Source organism: Methylobacterium sp. Leaf111, assembly GCF_001423285.1.
Taxonomy (GTDB): domain Bacteria; phylum Pseudomonadota; class Alphaproteobacteria; order Rhizobiales; family Beijerinckiaceae; genus Methylobacterium.
The window spans coordinates 1-19291 of record NZ_LMNE01000016.1 but is presented as its reverse complement, the minus strand read 5'-3'; the positions used below and the strand labels follow the sequence as shown (position 1 = coordinate 19291).

Here is a 19291-nt window from a genome sequence, read left to right as displayed (position 1 = left end):
CGACTCGATTGGCTGATGCGCATGCGTCGATCCCGACATACCGATCAAGAGATCGCGTTCCTCCTGCGGGAGGCCGCGAATGGCACCGCCATCGCGGCCATCTGCACGGCCGCGCACGTCTCCGTCGGCACGTTCTACCGCTGGCGCCGACGCTTCGGCGGCCTGTCGCCGGCCGGCGTCACCCGCCTCGGGGACGTCGAGCGCGAGAACGCGCGCCTGCGGAGCGAGATCACCGCGTTGCGGCAGGCGCTCCGCGCATCGGCGTCGGCCGGGCGGGACCATGGCCCCCCGCCACGCGGGACCCCGATGCCCGGATCGGCCGTTCCGTCGACCGGCTTCCGGGGCGGCCACGCCTCGGTCGGACGCTATGCCGGCCTCAGGACCGCGACCTGACACCCGAACGGCGGGAAACGGGGCCGGCTCTACCGGGCCGCGCCGATGCGGACGGCGATCGTGGCGGACGGGATCGGTGGGCAGATCCCGCACGGGCCATCCCGGGGAGGCGGCACCGCCCGGCAGGGTGAACCAGGCCCGGTGGCGGGGGCAGAACAGGCGGCGGGCGGCGAAGACCCGGTGGGAGAAGGGGCTTCCATGCCCGACATCGACCCGCAGGCCGCCCTCCATCGCCGCCCGGATGATCGTGTTGGCCTCCTCGCCCATGGAAGAGGCCGCGCGCCAGGCCCACGACGCGCCCCTCGAACCGCTCGCGGGCCACGAGGGGGAGACCCTGATCCGGCTGATGACGACGATCACGGCAGCCCATCAGCCGCGGCGCGGCGGCGATGGCGTGGCGATCTGAGGCGGCGCACGACCGGCCCGTGTCGACCCGTCACCGTCCCGGATCGGCCTGTCCGGCGCCCCGGGGCCGCCACCCCGCGATCGCCGCGCGCCGGGCTCGGTCCCGGAAGGCCGGCCGGGTCGGAATCGGCGAGCCCTCTCAGCGGCGCTCCTCGCGCAGGTGGGCGACGCCGAGGGCCCGCGGCTCCAGGCTGCGGCCGTCCTGGCGCAGGCAGATCCAGATCATCACCGCGAGGGTGGCGAGGTAGGGCGTCATCAGGACGAGATATTGCGGCAGGGCGACGCCGATGGCGGCGATGCGGGGGATCAGCGCCTCAATGCCCCCGAACAGGAGGGCGCCCCCGAGCGCCCGCCAGGGCTGCCAGCGGGCGAAGATGACGAGGGCGACGGCGATCCAGCCGCGCCCGCCGCTCATGCCCTCGACCCAGATCTTGGCGACGCCCACCGAGAGATAGCCGCCCGCGAGGCCGACCAGCGCCGAGCCGAGGGCGATGGCCCCGTACCGGGTCAGGGCGACGCGGATGCCGGCGGCATCGGCCGCGTCGGGGCCGTCGCCGACGGCCCGCAGCCGCAGCCCGAACATCGTGCGGTCGAGGACGTAGGCGACGAGGGCGACGAGGGGCACCGTGGCGAAGACCAGGGGATCGTGCTGGAACAGGATCGGCCCCAGCACCGGGATGTCGGCGAGCGATCCCAGGGGAACGGTGTGCAGGCCCTCCACGGGCCGGCTGGTCCAGCCCGCGCGCGTCGCGATCACCCCCGTCATGCCCTGCGCCAGGAAGACCAGGGCGAGGCCGCCGATGACCTGGTTGACCCGCAGCGTCACCACGAGGAGCGCGTAGACCAGCGAGAGCGCCGCCGCCGCGAGCGCGGCCACGGTGAGCGCGAGGAGGGGGTAGTCCCCGACCCCGAGCAGAACGCCGATGCCGCTCATGGCGCCGATGAGCAGGAAGCCCTCCGCGCCCAGGGAGAGCACGCCCGCCTTCTCGGTGATGATGAGCCCGAGCGCGGCCAGCGCGTAGGGCAACGCGAAGGTCGGCACGTTGGCCAGCCAGTTGACGAGGAAATCAAACATCGGGGCGCCTTCCCGGCACCCACCGCACGCGGTGCCGCAAAAAGAAGTCGGAGGCGGCGACGCCGATCACGATCACCGCCTGGATGAGCTGCACCATCGCGCTGGGGATGCCGTAGAACACCTGCAGGCTCTGCCCGGCCACGTAGAGCACGCCGACCAGCACCGCGGTCACGAAGGTGGCGAGGGGATTGTTGCGGGCCAGGAACGCGATGAGGATGCCGGAGAAGCCGTAGCCGTTGAAGAACGACTGGGTCAGCCGGTACTCGACGCCCGCGCAGATGCTGAAGCCGGCCAAGCCCGCCAGCGCCCCCGAGAGCAGGGCGGCGGCCAGCATCACCCGCGTCATCGGCAGGCCCTGGCCTTCGCCGAGGCGCGGATTGGCTTCGGCCACCCGGGAGAGGAACCCGAAGCGGCTGACGTTCAGGAGCCACCAGCACAGGAGGGTGAGGAAGCCCGCCAGCGGCAGGGCCCAGGTCAGGTCCCCCCAGCCGAGACTGCCCAGCCGCTCGGCGAGGTCGTACTGCTTGGAATTGGGGAAGCTGCTCACCGGGTCCTGCCAGGGTCCGTAGAGCAGCTGCAGCAGCCCGTTGAACGCGACGTAGTTCAGCAGCAGCGTCGAGATGACCTCGTTCAGTCCGATGCGGATCTTCAGCACGGCCGGGATCAGGACCCAGGCCATCCCGGCCAGGGCCGCCGCCAGCATCATGAGGCCGAGCCGCACGGGGGCCGGCCCGACGTCGTGGATCGCGATCGCGGTCGCCGCGATGGCGCCCAGGATCATCTGCCCCTCGATGCCGATGTTCCAGAACCGGACGCGAAAGGCGACGGCCGCCGCGAGCCCGACGATGGCGAGGGGGCCCGCCTGGACCAGCACCGCCGTCAGGCTGCCCCGGCTGGTCACCATCGCGATCACGAATTCCTGGAGGAGATCCGAGAGGCCGACGCCGGAGGCGACCAGGATGGCGGTCGCGAGCCCCATCCCGACGACGAGGCCGCAGGCCAGGACCACGCCCTGATACCAGCGAGGGACGTGCTGCCGGATCTCGACCGTGATGCGGCCGCGCCCGGACAGCCTGGGGCCCGGCCGCTGGGGGGCGGTGGACAGGAGGGGCATGGGACGAGCCTCAGGCATGGTGCACCATGGCGGCGCCGATGGCCTGCCGGTCGGCGGGCGCGTCGAACTCGCGAACGATCCGGCCCCGGCTCATCACGCCGATCCGATCCGACATCAGCATCACCTCGTCGAGATCCTCGCTGATCAGGAGCACGCCCGCGCCCGCGTCGCGGGCCTCGCGCAGGCGCCGGTGGATGTCGGCCGTCGCCCGCACGTCGAGGCCGCGCGCCGGAGAGTGGGCGAGGACGACGCGGGGCCGGCCGGCGAATTCGCGGGCGATGACGAGCTTCTGCGCATTGCCGCCCGAAAGCAGGCCGGCCTTCTGGCGGGGGCTGCGGGCGCCCCGGATGTCGAAGGCCGCGATGGCGGCCTCGGTCGCGGCCCGGATCGCGGCGCGATCGACCCGCAGCCAGCCGCCGAAGCGCCCGGAGGCCAGGCCGCCCACCGCATAGTTCTCGGCGACCGAGAGGTCGCCGGCCAGGCCGTAGACCTGCCGGTCCGCCGGGATCGCGGCCAGTCCCCGCGCCCGGCGCAGCTTGGGACCGGCGCCGGTGACGTCGTCGCCCGCGAGCGCGATGCGCCCGGTCCCGGCGCGCCGGACCCCCATGAGGATCTCGGCGAGCTCGGTCTGACCGTTCCCGCCGACGCCGGCGAGGCCGTAGATCTCCCCCGCGCGGATCGTGAGGTTCAGGCCGTACAGGGTCTGCAGCCCGTCGGACCGGGTGCCCGCGAGACCCTCGACCGCGAGCACCGGGCCTTCGATCCGGGTGGCGGGGCAGTGCACCGGGTTCGCCGTGGCGCCGACCACCAGGGTGGTGAGCTCGGCCGCCGAGAGGCTCGCCGGATCGGCACTCGCCACGATGCGGCCGCCGCGCATCACGGTGACGCGGTCGGCATGGCGCTGCACCTCGCCGAGCTTGTGGGTGACGAGGACGACGGCCGCGCCCTGGCGCGCCAGGGCCCGCATGGTCGTGAGCAGCGCCTCCGCCTCGCGGTCGGTGAGCACGGCGGTGGGCTCGTCGAGGATGAGGATGCCGGCGCCGGCCACCAGCACCTTCAGGATCTCCACGCGCTGCTGCTCGGCCACCGGAGATCGACGGCGAAGCCCACCGCCTCGCTCTGCGCGCGGATCGCCGCCTCGACCTCGGCGAGACCGGCGCCGTAGCGGGCGGCCCCCTGCGCCAGCAGGATGTTCTCCACGGCGGTGAAGGCTTTGACGAGCTTGTAGTGCTGGTGGACCATGCCGATCCCGAGCCGCCGGGCCTCAACGGGGCCGGTCAACGCGACCTCGCGGCCCCGCACGCGGATGCGGCCCTGGTCGGGCCGGTAGAGCCCCGCCGCCACGTTCATCAGGGTGGATTTGCCGGCGCCGTTCTCGCCCAGCAGGGCGTGAACCTCGCCGGATTCCACCGCGAAGTCGGCCTTGGCGAGCGCCTGGAAACCGTCGAAGGTCTTCGAGACGCCGAGGAGTTCGAGGGCCATGCCCATCGCTGCACCGTCCATGGGGTTGATCGGTCCGCCGGATCCGCGCGGCCGGCCGGGTGCGAGACCCGGCCGAAGCGCGGTCATTTCTGGGTGGTCACGCCCTTCACGAACCAGTCCATCTTCCAGAGGTCGGCATCGCTCAGGACCTGTCCGGCCGGCACGCGCAGCTTGCCGTCGCGATCGTCGAGGGGGCCGGCATAGATCTGCTTGCCCTCGATGATCGCCTTGCGCTCGGCCAGGATCTCCTTGACCGCCGCCGGAGGCACGGCCGCGCCGCAGCAGGCGATGTCGGTGCCCCCCTTGGCCATGCTCATGAAGGCCCCGTTGGGCGCCGGCACCCAGGTGCCGGCCATGATTTTCCGAATCTCGGGCACCAGGGCCTTGTCCCAGGTCCAGACCGAGGAGCAGATCGTCGCCTTGGGGGCGAATTCCCGCATGTCGCGGTGGTGGCCGGTGCCGTAGATCCCGCGCTCCTGCGCGACGATCTGGGTCGCGGGCGTGTCCACGTGCTGGCCGAGCACGTCGGCGCCCTGATCGACCAGGGCCTCGGCCGCGGCGCGCTCCTTCACCGGATCGTTCCAGATGCCGGTATAGACCACGTTGAGCGTGGCGTTGGGGTTCATCTTCCGGGCGCCGAGCTCGTAGGCGTTGATCGTCCAGTTCACGACGCCGAAGGGATTGGCCGCCACGAACCCGAGCTTGCCGGTCTTGGACACGGCGCCCGCGGCCATGCCGCAGAGATACTGGCTCTCGTAGGTGCGCCCGTAGACCGATTCGAGGTTCGGCCCGTTGGTGGTGCCCGACAGGTTGAGGAAGGCGACGTCGGGATACTTCTCGGACAGTTCCTTGAAGGTGTCGGAATAGCCGAAGGCGGTGCCGATGATGATGTTGTAGCCGCGCTTGATGAAGAGCTCGACCACGGGCCGGATCGCCGTGGCGTTCTCCTTCACCCCGTCCACCGCCGGGATCTTCATGTCCAGCGCCGCTTCCATCTTCACGCGGGCCTCATCGGCGGCCTGCGACCAGCCGCCGTCGTTCTTCTGCCCGAAGATCACCATGGCGACCTTGGGTTCGTCCTTCAGCTTGAAGGGCGCGGCCACGGCCGGCAGGGTGGGGAGGGCCGCGAGGCCTACGGCCAGCAGCGATTTCAGGAACGGTCGGATCATGGCGTCGAGTTCTCCGGGATGAGCGGCCGCAATCGGCGGGCACAGGGAAGGTCGTGCGCGCGCCGCCGTCTGCGTGGCGCGCGCGGGTGTGGTCACGGCACGGTGTCGATCCGGAAGGCGTCGCCTTCGGGGTCGCGCGGGACGGGGTGGTCCCCGTCGCGGTCGGGCAGCACGTCAGGCCGCCTTGTCGACCTTGCCGAAGGTCGTCTGCTTGACGAACTTCGCGCGCAGGTGATCCCCGGAGGACACCGGGGCATACTTCGCCGGATGCTCGGCGTCCTGGCAGGTGGGCAGGCAGGCGACGTCGGCGTCGTAATTCGGCTGGTGGAAGAACACGATCGACAGGCGGTCGACGTTGTCCTCCGATCCGAACGCGGGATTGACCACCCGGTGCACCGTCGAGGACCAGGTATCGTTGGTCCATTGCTGCATCAGGTCGCCGATGTTGACGATGAAGGTGCCGGGAATGACCGGCACGTCGACCCACGCGCCGAGCTTGTTCTTGACCTGCAGGCTCTTGTCACCGAGTTCCTTGCGCAGGATCGTCATGCTGCCATAGTCGGAATGGGCACCGGCGCGGAGCTGACCGGGCAGCGGCGCGCTGGTCTGGGCCGGGTAGCGCAGCACGCGCATCATCGAGATGTTCTTGTCGATGGTCGGGTCGAAGTGGGTCTCGTCGAGCTTCAGTCCCAGCGCGAAGATGCGCATCAGGTCACGGGCGAGCGTGTCGACGGCGCGGAAATACGCGCTCCAGACCTCCTTCAGATCGGCAGGCTCGGCGGGCCAGACGTTCGGCGCAAAATGCGGACCGGCCGCTTCGCTGGTGTAGTAGGGGTCGCCCGCCGGCACGTCGACGGGGCCGATGGACAGCGACTCCTTGATGTCCGGCGGTGTCGGCTCGTCCAGGCTGAAGGACAGGCCTTCCCCGCCCACGGCGCTGTAGCCCCGGACCTGATCCGGGGCGGGCCGGTCGACAGCGAGCTTCTCCGCATGCGGCCGGTCGAAGAACTGGCGCGACACCGCGTGGGTGCGCGCGATCAGCGCTTCCGAAATGCTGTGGCCGGAGACGACGAGGAAGCCGATGTCGCGGCAAGCCTGGTCGACCTGGGCGGCGACGGCGGCTTTGCCCTCCGGCGTACCCGAGCGGTAGGGGCTGAGATCGATGACGGGAACCTGAAGCAGAGGCATGGCGGCATCCAAAGTTTGACCACCTGGTCCGACATGCCATGGCAACGACCGTGCCAAGCCTGGACCCGGCGTCACCGGCCGCGTCCTCACGCCGCCCGGGCGCGCCAGGCCGCCAGGATCTCGGCGGCCTCCGTGACGAGGCCGAGATGCGTCGCGACGATGCGCAAGGCCGCGTCCTCCAGCGCCGCACTGGTGCCGGCCACGAGGTCGGCGGCCACCACGACGTGGTAGCCGAGGTTCGACGCATCGAAGGCGGAGTTGAGAACGCAGCAGTCGGTCAGGCAGCCGTCGAAGACAACCGTGCGGATGCCGAGGTTCCGCAGAAGAAAGTCGAGGTCTGTCGGGTAGAAGGCCGAGAGCCTCTTCTTGGTTTCGACGATCAGGTCGTCGTCCGTCACCTGGGTGACGAACGCGTTCCAGCGCGTCCCCTCGATCGCATGCTCGTCGGCGTTCGGGATTTCGCCCACATGCAGGGGGAAAACGAGGCGCCAGGCCGCCTTGAGGCCGTTGACGTCGTCGACTCCGCCCCGACGCAGCTTGCTCCGGACGTGGATGATCCGGATGCCGGCCGCCCGCGCGGAGTCGTGAAACGCATCGACCGCCGGCACGATGGCGCGGGCGCGCGGTGCCGGACAGGGGCAGGCGGGATCATCGTCGAGATGGCCGCGGTGCAGGTCGATCGATACGATCGCCGTGGATTTCGGATCGAAATACGGAGCGAAGGCCGCTCCGAGATCCCGCATTTCGCCGTCGACGTAGCTTCGCATGGGTACCGCTCCCCGCTCCGGCACCGAAGGACCGGCGCCGTGTTCCGACACAGACTTTTCAAGCGATCCACACGGCCTTGAACACGGGACCGTATGTCCGGGCATTGAGAGGAAGGGGCATGCACAGAGCCCCCCAACCAAGCTCAGAAGCCCAGCAACCCCGGAGACGAAGGGGTGAGCCTTTGGCTGCCCTCTCGCCGGATGCATCGATTTTTCTATCTGGACCCTTCTCGGCGTTTCGCGGCGCAAGGCCGGACGACGAGACAATGAACATATCAGCTGAGTGATTTCTTGGACCAGAATATCGACATCCTATTGGCAGTTTAAGCAATATAAAAATTTGAATTTCTAGGGCAATAGGCAAACTGATTGACTAATAGGCAAGTCGTGCCGCAACGTCTTGCTGCAGCGGTCCGGTGACCGGACGCCAGGGGGCTCCCGCCCCGACGCCGTCGCGGCGCGCTCGGCAGGGCTTCCCATCCCCTGGGAAACGGGACCGTCGAAACGCCACGGCCCGTGGTCCGCGTCCCGGCGTCTTGACGCGCTCCGGCGAAGTTCGTCACACCTGCCCGGCACGGTTCACCGAGGCCTACGCCGTCATCCCCCGGGGCGTGATGAGCGACATCGTCACCTCCGTCCTGCCCTTCTGGGAGCACACCCAGGCCTGGATGCTGGCCCGCCCCCTCTCGGGCTTCTCCGAGACCTTCGCCCAGTCCCGCCTCCACAAGGACGTCGACCGGCATCCATCCCTCGCACCCCTCCGGGGAAACCCATGAGCGACCGTCGCATCGTCGCCGCGCCGCTGACGGCGGAGGCCTTCGCCCCGTTCGGCACGGTCATCGACAAGGACGCCGTCGCGCCGCGTCCGATGAATGCCGGCAAGGCCCGCCGCTTCCACGACCTCGCACAGGTGCATGTGGCGGGCGCGGACGGGCACGTGGTGATCGGCTACGTCGAGGCCGACCCCTACGGCCTGCCCCTCGCCGTCAGCCTCGTGGAGCGCCATCCGCTGGGCGCACAGGCCTTCCTGCCCCTGAATGGGGCGCCGTTCCTCGTGGTGGTCTGCCCCGACGAGGGCGGCCGCCCCGGCCGGCCGCGGGCCTTCGTCACGGCGTCGGGGCAGGGCGTCTGCTACGCCATCGGGACGTGGCACGGGGTGCTCACCCCCGTCGGCGCCCCCCAGGACTTTCTCGTGGTCGACCGCGGCGGGCTGGGCACGAACCTGGAGGAATACGTGTTCGACCAACCCTGGACGATCCAGGCGCCCCCGGCGCCCTGAGCGGTCTCGAGCCCCCGGACCGGACAAGGCGGGACCGCGCCCGCCCGTCAGCGCGGCTCCGCGGCCGGGGAGGCGCCGGCGGCGAGGCGGGGCGACAGGACGACCATGAGCGGTACGACGGCCAGCGCCGTCGCGGCGGCGGCGAGCATCGCGACGCGGGGCCCGGCCGCATCACCCAGCGGCCCGTAGAGCAGGGGGGCCGCCAGGGCGCTGCCGCCCAGGGTCCAGGTGTAGAAGACCGCGAAGGCCCTCTCGACCTGCCCCCCCGGCGCCAGCTCCGGCACCGTGCCGTAGAGCACGGAAGAGGTCCCGTTCAGCATGATGCCGAGGACCGGCAGGAGTGCCAGGACCGGCCAGAGCGGGAGCACGGTCACGGCCAGGATCGCCAGCGCCGTGCCCGTCTCGGTCAGGATGACGGTCCGGGTCACGCCGAAGCGCTCGCCGAACCGCCCGCAGACGGCCTTGCCGAGGGCGCCTCCGATGAACACCGCCGAGAGGGCGAAGCCCACCAGGGTCAGGCCGGCGCCCTTCTCCTGAAGCAGGAAGGGCAGGTAGAGGAGGAAGGCCGGGCGCGCGGCGTTGTCGAGGGTGCCGATGGCCACGAGCAGCCGGAAGCCGGCGCCTCCGGTCCCGCCGGGCGCAGCGGCCCGCGGCGATCCGGCCGCCCCCCCGTCCCGTGACGCGGGATCACGCGGCAGCAGGCGCAGGAGGCCGAGCGCCACCGCGAGGCCCAGGGCGGCGATGAGCCAGAGCGCCGAGCGCCAGTCCATCAGCGACAGCAGCAGGCCGAGCAGGGGCGGCACGCTGGCCTTTCCGAGGTCGCCCGTGAAGTTGTAGGTGCCGAGCGGGCCGCGGGCCGAGCGGCCGTAGGCGCGGGCGATCACCGCGGAGGCCAGGGGATGCTGGGTGCTGCTGCCGATGCCCCCGAGGGTCAGGGCCAGGCAGAGGCCGGCCAGGCTCCCCGAGAGGCCGGCCAGGGCATAGCCGCCGGCGCTCAGCAGGGTCCCGAGCACCAGCACCCGCCGCGCGCCGAACCGGGCCGCAAGCCGGGCCGACGGCATCTGCAGGGCGGCGAGGGCACCGTTGTACAGGCTGCGCAGCAGGGCGAGGGCGGCGTAGCCGAGGGCGAACTCCGCCTGCCAGACCGGCAGGAGCACGTAGATCAGGTCCGTGTAGCCGTCGTGCAGGGCGTGGTTGAGGCCGACGGCCGCCAGCGTCCGCCGCGCCCCCGGGCAGGGCGGGGCGCCGACGACGGACGTTCGAAACGGAGCGCTCAGGTCCTGTGCGGACGACATGCGGGACTGATCCTGGTTTGACGACGCAGGATCACCCGCTCGTCCGCGGCTGACAAACGCCTTATGCTGACGCTCGCGTGAGGAAACCTGACCCGTGCTGCGTCGCCTGCCGCCCCTGAACGCGCTGAAGGCCTTCGAGGCCGCCGGGCGCCATGCCAGCTTCACCCGGGCCGCCGAGGAGTTGCGCGTCACCCACGGGGCGGTGAGCCGGCACGTCCAGGCGCTCGAAGCCTGGCTCGGCCAGCCCCTCTTCGAGCGGCACAACCGCCGCGTGGTCCTGACGGAGGCAGGCGCGAGCTACCTCGCCGAGATCGGCGCCGCCCTGGACCGCATCGCCCTCGCGACGACGCGACAGGTGGAGCGCGGACGGCCACGCCTGCTCCGCGTGAACGCGCTGGCGACCTTCACCCTGCGCTGGCTGATCCCGCGGCTCTCCGGGTTCCAGCGCGCCAATCCCGCCGTGGAGGTGCGCCTGACCACCTCGAACGTGCCCCTGGCCAACCTGGCCGAGCCCTTCGACGTCGCCATCCGAGGTGGCCCCGACCGGCGGACGGGCCATATCGGGCGCCCCTTCCTCACCGAGCGCCGCATCCCCGTCTGCAGTCCCACCCTGCTGCGGCGCCTGCCGCTCACGGAGGCGGGACAGCTCCGGGGTCACACGCTGCTGCACGCGGCGACGCTGCCCCAGGTCTGGCCGCAATGGCTGGAGGCCGCCGGGGTGCCGGGCCTGGAGCCGCGGGCCTCGGTGACGCTGGAGCATTTCTACCTCACGCTCCAGGCCGCCCTCGACGGCCTCGGCGTGGCGATGGGGCCCGAGCGGCTGATCGCCGACGACGTCGCAGCCGGCCGGCTGACCTGCCCCTTCGCCGGCCCCTCCCTGCCGGCCCGAAGCTACTTCACCTACGTGCCGGAGGCCCGCGCGGACGACCCCTCGGTCCGCGCGTTCTGTGCCTGGCTGGTCGCCGCGGCCGACCCTTGAGGCCCGGGGCCGTCGCCGGTCCCCCGGCGAGCCCCGTCCGCCGGTCTCACCGGGGGGCCGGAGACGGGGCCTGCTTGGCGGCGGCCAGGGCGGCCGCCTTGCCGGCGGCAGCGTAGAGATCGAGACGCGCATAGATGCCGAAGGCCGATCCGTCGTCCAGGAACCCGCCGCCCGGTCCCTGGGTCTCCGTCAGGATCGCGTTGGCCTCCGCGAGGCTGAGTACCGGGAAGGCGGCCGTGAGCAGGTGTCCGGCCTCCGGCGCGAGCCGGCCGACATCGTCCGTCGTGCCCACCCGCTGCGGATGCACGACGGGCAGGCCGTAGGTCTGGGTCGCGTCGTAGAGGGCCGCGTTGGCGGCGGCCTCGCGGAAGCGTCCGGTATCGGCGCTCGCGCAGGCTGCGACGGTGCCGCCGCAGGCGTCTTTCAGGAAGGCGGTCAGGTCCGTGCGGGCGGCTTCGACGGCCGCCCGATAATCGGGGATCGTCACGGCCGCGCGGGTCTCGCGGCCCATCTCGGCGACCACCGCCGGGTTGCGACGCATCTGGCCCACATAGGCGGGATCGTTGGCCAGGAGATGGGCGACCGCGTGCAGGGCGACCGCCCGTCCGCCCAGCACATCCATGGCGTAATGCGCCCCGACGACGATGCGGTTGGTGCCGTACTCGGCGGCGCGGGTGATCATCTGCTGGTAGCGCTCCGGCACCAGGATCGCGAGCACGACGGATTCGGTGTAGCCGTAGGTGGTGTGCCCGCTCGGATACGAAGGGCTGTCGAGCAGGTTCATGCGCGGGCCGCGCAGCCAGTCCAGGCTGTGGGACGGCCGGCCGAAGTAGTCGGTGCCGCGATAGGCGAACAGGCTCGGCAGGGTCTGCAACGGACGGGCATCGCCGTGGGCATCGCTCCCCGGCGTCCCGGCGGGTCGGCCATAGGCCTTGCCGAACACGTCCGTCGTGCCGCCGCGCTCCGTCAGGAGGACGGCGGCGGCCTCCGAGACCGGCGCCTTGCCGTTGGTGGTGGCGTTCGCGAAGAAGTACTTGCCCGCGTTCGAGTCGGACTTGGCGACGTGGTTGGTGTAGCCGAGGAGGTCGGCGACGGACGGCGCCACGTTGGTGAAGGTCTCGTCGGCGGCGTAGCGGGCCTTGGCCTGGTAGACGCCGCCGAGCCTGCTGCCGAGCCCGTCGGCGAGTTCCGTCGCGTTTCCGTCGGTGATGAAGGAATCGCGCAGGGCGAGCTGACGCTGATCGCGGAGCGGCAACAGGAAGGGCACCGCGCCGGTCCCGGCCTGAATCGCGCCCGTGACCGTCAGGTTGGCGTCGAGGGCGGCCCGTCCCGTCTCGCTCGCGCCCAGGGCGCTGACGGGCGCGAGCCCCTTCAGGGCGGCGAGGGTCTGCGCCGACTGCGCCGCGGCCGGGAGGGGCGACAGGAGGCACAGGGCCGTCGTCCAGGATCTCAGCGTCTTCGCCATGGTGTCGTCTCCGGTGCCCGGTGCCGCTCCCGGTCCAGAGGCTCCGGGCCCCGGGAATCCCGGGCCCGGACCGGACGGGATCGGGAAGCTCGGATCGGGTCATAGAAGTTGTATGTGACGGCCGGACGTCGGGACCGTGCCGGATGCGGTCGACGGGTCAGGCGGATCGACCGGGGCCGATGGAGGCGTCCCGGTCCGCGTCGAGCTGGACCATCAGCTCGGCGAGCCGCGGGTCGAGGGGCTCGTCGATGACGGGCTCGTAGAGGGCTTGCAGCTGACGGCCGAGACGGAGCCGGGTGGCCTCGTTCAGGGTCGGCAGGGAAATCTCATCGGGACGGCGATGCCGTTCGTGCTCAAGATCGCTGGCCATACGCCTCATGTGGCGGACGAACGGTTGCCGGCAATGGGCGCGGCCGGCCCGGACCACAGCCTTTCGCGCCGTCGCCGATCCGTCCCGTCTCCGTTCCCCGCTGGAACACGCCGATCCCGCATCCGGTTGGACGCTCACGGCAATCGGAGGAATCATCCATGAACAAGGCGTCATCCGTGAAAACCAGTCTCGCCTGGACGGCCGGCCTCGCCCTGGGTCTCATCGCCCTCGCGGGCCAGGCGGAGGCCAAGGGCTGCATCAAGGGGGCGGTCGTCGGCGGCGTCGCCGGACACATGGCCGGGCATGGAAAGATGGGCGCCGCCGCCGGCTGCGCCGTCGGGCACAGCAAGGCGAACAAGAAAGACAAGCAGCCGAGCGGGGCTCAGCAGCCGCCGCAACAGAACTGAAGCCCTGAACCTCCAGCCGCGGCGGCGGCCCTGAACGCGGGTGGGCCCGGAGGAGCCGGCCGGGCTTCTCCGGGCCGGGCGTCATCGAGAAGGCCTGCGCGGATCGACAGGAGGTCGGGCAAGACTTGATTCCCCTCGGCCTGCCCCACCGGGCGCTCGCCGCGCTCCAGGAGGCCGGCGTGACGGCGCTCCGCCTCAACGTCCTCGTCGGCGGCGGCGTCGGTCTCGCCGACGTCGAGGCCTACGGGCAGCTCGCCCGCGAGATGGGCTGGCACCTTCAGGTCCTCCTCGACGCGCGCGACCTGCCGGTGCCGGTGGTCATCGATCACATGGGCGATCCCATGGGCGATCCCATGGGCCATGTCCCCACCTCCGCGGGCCTCGCGGATCCGGGCTTCCGCACCCTCGTCGACCTCGTGCGCGACGGCGCCTGGCTGAAGTTCCAGGGCGCGTCCCACACCTCCACGGCGGGGCCGCCCTACGCCGACACGGTCCCGTTCGCGCGGGCCCTGAACGAGGCCACGCCGGATCGCTCCCTTCTGGGGCTCGGACCGGCCGCACGTGGCGACCTGGGGCCCGATGCCCGCCATCGGTGAGCTGCTCGATTTGGTGGCGGACTGGGTTCCGGACCCGGAGCGGCGGCGGAAGTACTTCGTCGACGATCCGCACCGGCTCTACGGCTTCCCGCCAGGGCTTCGTTAAGGCTCCGTGCAGGGGAGGCGGATTAGGGTCCGGTCATGCGCTACATCTCGGCCGCCGGCCTGCTCCTCTGCGTCTCGCTCCACGCCGCGACCGTGGCGGCCGGACCGCTCGATCACCTGATGGGTGCGCCCGACACCCCCGGCGTGGTGACCGGCGGATCGTTCGGCCCGAGCGGAAACGACTATTACGGCGACATGCGCCTGCAGCCCGCGGGCTCACGGTCCCTCGCGACCCGTTACGCCAGGGTCAAGCCGCGCCACCCCAAGGTCGACAAACCGGTTCCGAAATCCTGACGCCCGCACAAGAAACCCGCCGCGGCCGGAGCCGGGCGGGTGGAGGTGTTCGCCTCTGGGAGGAAAGCGTCCGTCCTTCCTAACGGGTCCTCCGGCCGGCACCACTTCGCCGGGCGCGGGTCTGGTATGCCAGAACGGCGCAAGCCCCGGGACGGGCCGTTTCCCTGGGGGCCGACCCCGTGACGGTCACTCCACGGTAACGGACTTGGCGAGGTTGCGGGGCTGGTCGACGTCCTTCCCCATGGTCACGGCCGCGTGGTAGGCCAGGAGCTGGATCGGGACGGCGTAGAGGATCGGAGCCACCACCGGTTCGACCTCCGGCATCATCACCGTCGCCAGGGTATCCAGGCCGTGCGCGGCCGCCCCGGTGGCATCGCCGATGAGGACGATCCGTCCCCCGCGCGCGGCGACCTCCTGCATGTTCGACACCGTCTTCTCGAACACCGCGTCGTGGGGCGCGATCACGATGACCGGCATCGCCTCGTCGATCAGGGCGATCGGGCCGTGCTTGAGCTCGCCCGCCGCGTAGCCCTCGGCGTGGATGTAGGAGATCTCCTTCAGTTTCAGGGCCCCTTCGAGGGCGAGCGGATAGGGGGTGCCGCGGCCGAGATAGAGCACGTCGCGGGCCTTCGCGATCTCCTGGGCCAGGCCCTGGATCTCGGCCTCCTGGCGCAGGGCCTGCGCCAGGAGGCCGGGCATGGCGATCAGCGCGTCGACGAGCCGGCGCTCCGCGTCGGCGTCGAGATGCCCGCGGGCCCGGCCCGCCGCGATGGCGAGGCACAGGAGCGTCGTCAGCTGGCAGGTGAAGGCCTTGGTGGAGGCGACCCCGATCTCGGGTCCGGCGAAGGTCGGCAGCACCACATCGGATTCCCGCGCCATGGTGGAGGTCGGCACGTTGAGGACCGCCAGGATGTGCTGACCCTGGGCGCGGGCGTAGCGCAGGGAGGCGAGGGTGTCGGCGGTCTCGCCCGATTGCGAGATCACCAGGGCGGCCTCGCCCCGGCTCAGCGGGGCCTCGCGGTAGCGGAACTCGGAGGCGACGTCGATCTCGACCGGCAGGCGCGCCAGGCTCTCGAACCAGTACTTGGCCACGAGGCCGGCATAGTAGGCCGTGCCGCAGGCGGTGATGGACAGGCGCGTCAGGTCGGCGAAGTCGAAGGGAAGCGTCACGGGAAGCCGGACGCGGCTCGCCGCGAGGTCGATGTAATGGGCCAGGGTCCGGCCCACCACCTCGGGCTGCTCGTGGATCTCCTTGGCCATGAAGTGGCGGTGGTTGCCGCGGTCGACCAGGTAGTTCTGCGTCACGATGGTCTGGCGCGCCCGGGAGGCTGGCGCCCCCGCGGCATCCCGGATCTCGGCCCCCTGGCGCGTCAGCACGGCCCAGTCGCCGTCCTCCAGGTAGGTGATCGAATCGGTCAGCGGGGCCAGCGCCAGGGCGTCCGACCCGAGATAGGTCTCGCCCGCGCCGAACCCCACAGCAAGGGGAGCGCCGTGGCGGGCCCCGATCAGCAGGTCGGTCTCGCCGGCGAAGAGGAAGGCGAGGGCGAAGGCGCCGCGCAGCTGGGGCAGGGTGGTGGCCACCGCCTCCACCGGGTCCAGGCCGCGCTCCATGTGCCAGCTCACCAGCTGGGCCACGACCTCGGTGTCGGTTTCGGTCTCGAAGGCGACGCCGTCGGCCTCCAGCCGCCGCTTGAGCGTGCGGAAGTTCTCGATGATGCCGTTATGGACCACCGCCAGGCGCGCGGTGGCATGCGGATGGGCGTTGGTCTCGTTGGGCCGCCCGTGGGTCGCCCACCGGGTGTGGCCGATCCCGATGGGGCCGGTGAGCGGCGACTGGATCAGCTTGAGCTGGAGGTTGACGAGCTTGCCCTCGGCCCGGCGCCGCTCCAGCCGGCCCGCCTCCAGGGTCGCCATTCCGGCGGAATCATAACCCCGGTACTCCAGGCGCCGCAGCGCCTCGACCACGGCCCCCGCAACCGCCTCGCGGCCGACGATTCCGACGATTCCGCACATGGGTGGACTCCTGAAGGCTGGGAGGACGGCAGGCTCAGGCGGCGCGCAGGGGCGCCGTCAGCATCGTACCGGCGGCTTGGCGCAGGTCGCGCCGCGGCGGCTTCGCGCCGAGGGCGGCCAGGGCGTCGGGCGAGCCGACGATGACCCGGCGCTCGCCGCGGCGCAGCCGGGCCGGGTCATGGGCGATCGTGATCGGCTTGCCGGAGGCCAGGATCATGCCCTCCAGGAGGTCGCCGATGCGGGTGGGGACGCCGGTGCACAGGTTGACCACCCCGGAGGCCGCCGGATTGGCGGCGAGCTCGGCGAGGGCCCAGGCGACATCCTCGACGAGGAGCATGTCACGGCAGACCTCGATGTCGCCGGTGACGAGGGTTCCGCCGCCGGCACCGAACGCGTCGATCTGGCGGGCGAAGTCGCCCAGCGCGAGATGGCCGGGCAATCCCCGCCCGATCGGGTTGAAGATCCGCGCCACGAGCACGCGGATTCCGGTCTCGGCCGCGAAGGTGAGGGCGGCCCGGGTCTGGGCGAGCTTGCTCCGGCCGTAGGCCGTGAGCGGTGCGCAGGGCGCGTCTTCCCGCACCGGAACCCCGTCGACCACGGCCTCGCCGTATTCGGCGGCGCTTCCCGCCAGGATGACGGTCGGGCGCAGCCCGGTGCGGCGCAGGGCGGCGAAGAGCGCCTGGGCCAGGCCGAGATTGACCGCCTGCAACCCCTCGGGCGTCCCCTGCGTCGCGCCGGCGAGGTGGAACACCGTGGCGGGCCGGAAATGGTCGAGGGCCTTCCCCCAGGTCGCGACGCTCCAGTGCCCGGGCGCCACGGTCCAGTGCTCGGCCCGGACATCCCGCCGGGTGCCGACCGACGCGACGGGCAGTCCGCGCCCGTCGAGATGCGTGGCGAGGGCCCGGCCGATGAAGCCCCCCGCGCCGCTGATCAGGATGCCGCCACCCGGCTGGTGCGACGACATCGGGTCACGAGGCCAGGAACAGGCTGCGATCCGAGACGAACATCTGCTGGGCGAGGGCGAAGTCGTCGGGACGCCCGATGTCGAGCCAGACGCAATCCTCGTGGAAGCAGGCCACGTCGCCGCCGGCCGCCTTCACCTGGGCGATGAGGTTGGGCATGTCGAGGAAGGTGTTGGGCACGAGGTGCTGGCGCACCGCCTCCCGCGACAGGGCGTAGACGCCCATGCTGACGAAGTGCGTGCTCTTCGGCTTCTCGCGATAGGCCGTCATGCGGCTGCGCTCGTCGATCTCGATCAAGCCGAAATCGATCTTCACCTCGCGCTCGAACACGCCGATCGAGATGTCGGCCCCGGCCTCCCGATGGGCCGCCATCATGTTCTTGAGGTTGAGGGTCGTGAGAAGGTCGCCGTTGGTGACGAAGAAGGCCTCGTCGAGGTCGTCCAGCATGGCGCCGAGGGCGCCGGCGGTGCCGAGGGGCTGGTCCTCCAGCCGGTAGCGGATGTTGAGGCCCAGACGCTCGCCGTCCCGGAAGAACGCCTCCAGCAGGTGACTGAGGTGGTTCACCGCCAGGATCACGTCGGTGATGCCCGCGCATTTCATCTGGCGCAGCAGCAGCTCCAGGACCGGCATGTCGTTGAGCGGCATCAGGGGCTTGGGGAACAGCGCCGAGTAGGGATGGAGCCGCGTCCCCTTGCCGCCGGCCATCACCACTGCCTGCTTGATCGCCGGCGTCGAGGTGATCTGCGGCGTCAGGCGCTCGGATGCCGCGTCGTAGAGATGCAACGCATGCGCAGATTCCGAAGATCTCAGATGATGATCTGCCCGGTCTGGAACGACTTCAAGCATTGCGCCCTCCTAAATTTTCCGATTGAAATTGAATTTGTGGCTCTCGAATATTGTCCCCGCAGAAATGATTAACGGATTTTTAAGACTTCATAGCAACCGCCATGGTGGGCTTAGCGGCCGCATCCAAGGGACGCGCGCACTAACCCGATTTCGCTACGGTGTAGGGCAGTTGGGGGGAGCCCCTCCAAAGCGTGAAGCCCGGACATCGCTCCGGGCTCCCACGTGCCGCCGGGACGCCCCTCCCGCAACGTCGCATGGACCGACATTCGTCGACGAGGTTGATGCGTGGCCTGCCCGGTCACGGCTCCGCTCCAGGCCGGCTCGCGCGCAGGTCGCCGATCACATCCAACGAAGCCGAACGCCTGGCGGCGCCGATCATCGCCATGACGGCCAACGTCCTGCCCGAGCAGATCCGGATGTTCTGGGAGGCCGGGATGGACGACCCTATCGGCAAGCCGTTCGACCGGGCCGCCCTCGACCGGATGGTCGACAAATGGCTGTCGTCGGGGGCAGGGGCGATGCCGCCCGCCGACCAGGCGGTCGCGGAATCCGGCCTCGTCGATCGCCGCATCGAAAACGAGATGGTCGTACGACGAGATCGTCGCCCTGATCGGCGCGCCGCGCACCACCGGCCTCCTCCTGGCCTTCGCAGAGGAACTGGACACGCGCTTCCTGCACGAGGCCGAGACCGAGGAGGCTCGCAACGGCCTGCGCTTCGAGGCCCACAGCCGCGTCTCATCGGCGGGGACGCTCGCCTTCACGGCGCTCTCGGACGCCTGCCGCGCCCTCGACGGCCGCGACGAGCGGCGCATCGCGCAGGCCGGGCCCGAGACCTTCCGCCGGCGGCGCGGCGCGGATGCCGGCCCGCCGGTCCGCCGCATGCGCGGCGGCGCTCGCGCCCTACGGCCGGCCGCGGGCGACCAGCCCGGCGACCCATCCGCGATCCGCCGCCGGCCAGGGCCGACCGTCCGGCGTTCGATCCGACGGCTAGTGGTTAAGGTCTGACGGTTGAGTCCGCGTGGGGTTTCGGTTTGAGGCCTGTCCTGCGAGTCTGGCGGGATGCGCAGTGGCATCTCCTTCACGCTCT

20 protein-coding genes and 1 pseudogene are annotated in these 19291 nt (G+C 71.1%); 8 read left to right on the top strand and 13 right to left on the bottom strand.

Features of this window, described 5'->3' with window-relative positions; translation table 11 throughout:
* The first annotated feature begins 21 nt into the window (after positions 1–21).
* Both ASF41_RS11510 and ASF41_RS24785 read left to right on the top strand, forming a co-directional pair.
* A complete protein-coding gene (locus tag ASF41_RS11510; RefSeq protein ID WP_056215731.1) occupies positions 22–393 on the top strand; it encodes a transposase in 372 nt (123 codons plus the stop codon).
* Between the two features lie 250 nt (positions 394–643).
* Positions 644–799 carry a hypothetical protein gene (locus ASF41_RS24785; protein ID WP_210166981.1) on the top strand — a complete coding sequence of 52 codons (156 nt, stop codon included), beginning with the start codon at positions 644–646 and terminating at the stop codon, positions 797–799.
* Between the two features lie 138 nt (positions 800–937).
* Here the strand turns inward: ASF41_RS24785 and ASF41_RS11505 are convergent, their stop codons facing one another.
* The 7 genes from ASF41_RS11505 to ASF41_RS11480 form a co-directional block, all read right to left on the bottom strand.
* Positions 938–1873: an ABC transporter permease gene (locus ASF41_RS11505; RefSeq protein ID WP_056215652.1), complete on the bottom strand. Its 936-nt coding sequence runs from the start codon at positions 1871–1873 to the stop codon at positions 938–940.
* Positions 1866–2987 carry an ABC transporter permease gene (locus ASF41_RS11500; protein ID WP_156653270.1) on the bottom strand — a complete coding sequence of 374 codons (1122 nt, stop codon included), beginning with the start codon at positions 2985–2987 and terminating at the stop codon, positions 1866–1868. The genes ASF41_RS11505 and ASF41_RS11500 overlap by 8 nt, the downstream gene beginning before the upstream one ends.
* 10 nt (positions 2988–2997) lie before the next feature.
* Positions 2998–4074, bottom strand: a complete 1077-nt coding sequence (locus tag ASF41_RS11495) for an ATP-binding cassette domain-containing protein (protein ID WP_200941269.1) — start codon at positions 4072–4074, stop codon at positions 2998–3000.
* Entirely contained in the window at positions 4044–4490 is a 447-nt protein-coding gene (locus tag ASF41_RS25600; protein WP_200941268.1) for an ATP-binding cassette domain-containing protein, read from the bottom strand. The genes ASF41_RS11495 and ASF41_RS25600 overlap by 31 nt, the downstream gene beginning before the upstream one ends.
* A gap of 62 nt (positions 4491–4552) precedes the next feature.
* Positions 4553–5638, bottom strand: coding sequence for a BMP family ABC transporter substrate-binding protein (locus ASF41_RS11490; RefSeq protein WP_056215646.1), 1086 nt, complete (start codon positions 5636–5638; stop codon positions 4553–4555).
* A gap of 174 nt (positions 5639–5812) precedes the next feature.
* Positions 5813–6826 (bottom strand): isopenicillin N synthase family oxygenase, encoded by a 1014-nt coding sequence (locus ASF41_RS11485; RefSeq protein ID WP_056493342.1) that lies wholly within the window; start codon positions 6824–6826, stop codon positions 5813–5815.
* A gap of 86 nt (positions 6827–6912) precedes the next feature.
* Complete coding sequence (locus tag ASF41_RS11480) at positions 6913–7593, bottom strand: cysteine hydrolase family protein (RefSeq protein ID WP_056270072.1); 681 nt, start codon at positions 7591–7593, stop codon at positions 6913–6915.
* A 536-nt stretch (positions 7594–8129) separates the two neighbouring features.
* On the opposite strand from ASF41_RS11480, the gene ASF41_RS11475 reads away from it, so the two are divergent.
* On the top strand, positions 8130–8369 hold the full coding sequence (locus ASF41_RS11475) for a hypothetical protein (protein ID WP_056493339.1): 240 nt from the start codon (positions 8130–8132) through the stop codon (positions 8367–8369).
* Entirely contained in the window at positions 8366–8872 is a 507-nt protein-coding gene (locus ASF41_RS11470; protein WP_056215630.1) for an ureidoglycolate lyase, read from the top strand. The genes ASF41_RS11475 and ASF41_RS11470 overlap by 4 nt, the downstream gene beginning before the upstream one ends.
* A 47-nt stretch (positions 8873–8919) precedes the next feature.
* On the opposite strand, the gene ASF41_RS11465 is transcribed toward ASF41_RS11470, so the two are convergent.
* Entirely contained in the window at positions 8920–10167 is a 1248-nt protein-coding gene (locus tag ASF41_RS11465; RefSeq protein ID WP_082504300.1) for an MFS transporter, read from the bottom strand.
* Between the two features lie 94 nt (positions 10168–10261).
* Between ASF41_RS11465 and gcvA the strand changes: the two genes are divergently transcribed.
* Complete coding sequence (gene gcvA / locus ASF41_RS11460; RefSeq protein ID WP_056215621.1) at positions 10262–11146, top strand: transcriptional regulator GcvA; 885 nt, start codon at positions 10262–10264, stop codon at positions 11144–11146.
* Positions 11147–11192: 46 nt separating this feature from the next.
* Here the strand turns inward: gcvA and ASF41_RS11455 are convergent, their stop codons facing one another.
* The gene (locus tag ASF41_RS11455; protein ID WP_056493336.1) at positions 11193–12611 is read right to left on the bottom strand and encodes a phosphatase PAP2 family protein; all 1419 of its coding nucleotides are present in this window, start codon (positions 12609–12611) and stop codon (positions 11193–11195) included.
* A 157-nt stretch (positions 12612–12768) separates the two neighbouring features.
* Entirely contained in the window at positions 12769–12981 is a 213-nt protein-coding gene (locus ASF41_RS11450) for a hypothetical protein (RefSeq protein WP_056215615.1), read from the bottom strand.
* Between the two features lie 158 nt (positions 12982–13139).
* On the opposite strand from ASF41_RS11450, the gene ASF41_RS11445 reads away from it, so the two are divergent.
* From ASF41_RS11445 to ASF41_RS11435, 3 genes and pseudogenes are all read left to right on the top strand, one after another.
* A complete protein-coding gene (locus ASF41_RS11445) occupies positions 13140–13388 on the top strand; it encodes a hypothetical protein (protein ID WP_056215611.1) in 249 nt (82 codons plus the stop codon).
* A 116-nt stretch (positions 13389–13504) separates the two neighbouring features.
* Positions 13505–14090: pseudogene (locus ASF41_RS11440) on the top strand (amidohydrolase family protein); the annotation flags it as partial.
* A 35-nt stretch (positions 14091–14125) separates the two neighbouring features.
* Positions 14126–14383 carry a hypothetical protein gene (locus ASF41_RS11435; protein WP_056493330.1) on the top strand — a complete coding sequence of 86 codons (258 nt, stop codon included), beginning with the start codon at positions 14126–14128 and terminating at the stop codon, positions 14381–14383.
* Positions 14384–14569: 186 nt separating this feature from the next.
* On the opposite strand, the gene glmS is transcribed toward ASF41_RS11435, so the two are convergent.
* From glmS to ASF41_RS11420, 3 genes are read right to left on the bottom strand one after another with little or no spacing between them, the layout of a single operon-like run.
* The gene (glmS, locus tag ASF41_RS11430; protein ID WP_056493327.1) at positions 14570–16396 is read right to left on the bottom strand and encodes a glutamine--fructose-6-phosphate transaminase (isomerizing); all 1827 of its coding nucleotides are present in this window, start codon (positions 16394–16396) and stop codon (positions 14570–14572) included.
* 34 nt (positions 16397–16430) lie between these two features.
* Complete coding sequence (locus ASF41_RS11425; RefSeq protein WP_056493324.1) at positions 16431–17360, bottom strand: NAD(P)-dependent oxidoreductase; 930 nt, start codon at positions 17358–17360, stop codon at positions 16431–16433.
* A gap of 4 nt (positions 17361–17364) precedes the next feature.
* Positions 17365–18141 carry a sugar phosphate nucleotidyltransferase gene (locus tag ASF41_RS11420; protein WP_244479630.1) on the bottom strand — a complete coding sequence of 259 codons (777 nt, stop codon included), beginning with the start codon at positions 18139–18141 and terminating at the stop codon, positions 17365–17367.
* Positions 18142–19291: the final 1150 nt, after the last annotated feature.

Coding starts and splice junctions, on each gene's coding strand:
- ASF41_RS11510 (WP_056215731.1), top strand. CDS start 22: ATGCGTCGATCCCGACATACCGATCAAGAGATCGCGTTCCTCCTGCGG.
- ASF41_RS11505 (WP_056215652.1), bottom strand. CDS start 1,873: ATGTTTGATTTCCTCGTCAACTGGCTGGCCAACGTGCCGACCTTCGCG.
- ASF41_RS11500 (WP_156653270.1), bottom strand. CDS start 2,987: ATGCCCCTCCTGTCCACCGCCCCCCAGCGGCCGGGCCCCAGGCTGTCC.
- ASF41_RS25600 (WP_200941268.1), bottom strand. CDS start 4,490: ATGGACGGTGCAGCGATGGGCATGGCCCTCGAACTCCTCGGCGTCTCG.
- ASF41_RS11490 (WP_056215646.1), bottom strand. CDS start 5,638: ATGATCCGACCGTTCCTGAAATCGCTGCTGGCCGTAGGCCTCGCGGCC.
- ASF41_RS11485 (WP_056493342.1), bottom strand. CDS start 6,826: ATGCCTCTGCTTCAGGTTCCCGTCATCGATCTCAGCCCCTACCGCTCG.
- ASF41_RS11480 (WP_056270072.1), bottom strand. CDS start 7,593: ATGCGAAGCTACGTCGACGGCGAAATGCGGGATCTCGGAGCGGCCTTC.
- ASF41_RS11470 (WP_056215630.1), top strand. CDS start 8,366: ATGAGCGACCGTCGCATCGTCGCCGCGCCGCTGACGGCGGAGGCCTTC.
- ASF41_RS11465 (WP_082504300.1), bottom strand. CDS start 10,167: ATGTCGTCCGCACAGGACCTGAGCGCTCCGTTTCGAACGTCCGTCGTC.
- ASF41_RS11455 (WP_056493336.1), bottom strand. CDS start 12,611: ATGGCGAAGACGCTGAGATCCTGGACGACGGCCCTGTGCCTCCTGTCG.
- ASF41_RS11450 (WP_056215615.1), bottom strand. CDS start 12,981: ATGGCCAGCGATCTTGAGCACGAACGGCATCGCCGTCCCGATGAGATT.
- ASF41_RS11445 (WP_056215611.1), top strand. CDS start 13,140: ATGAACAAGGCGTCATCCGTGAAAACCAGTCTCGCCTGGACGGCCGGC.
- ASF41_RS11435 (WP_056493330.1), top strand. CDS start 14,126: ATGCGCTACATCTCGGCCGCCGGCCTGCTCCTCTGCGTCTCGCTCCAC.
- glmS (WP_056493327.1), bottom strand. CDS start 16,396: ATGTGCGGAATCGTCGGAATCGTCGGCCGCGAGGCGGTTGCGGGGGCC.
- ASF41_RS11425 (WP_056493324.1), bottom strand. CDS start 17,360: ATGTCGTCGCACCAGCCGGGTGGCGGCATCCTGATCAGCGGCGCGGGG.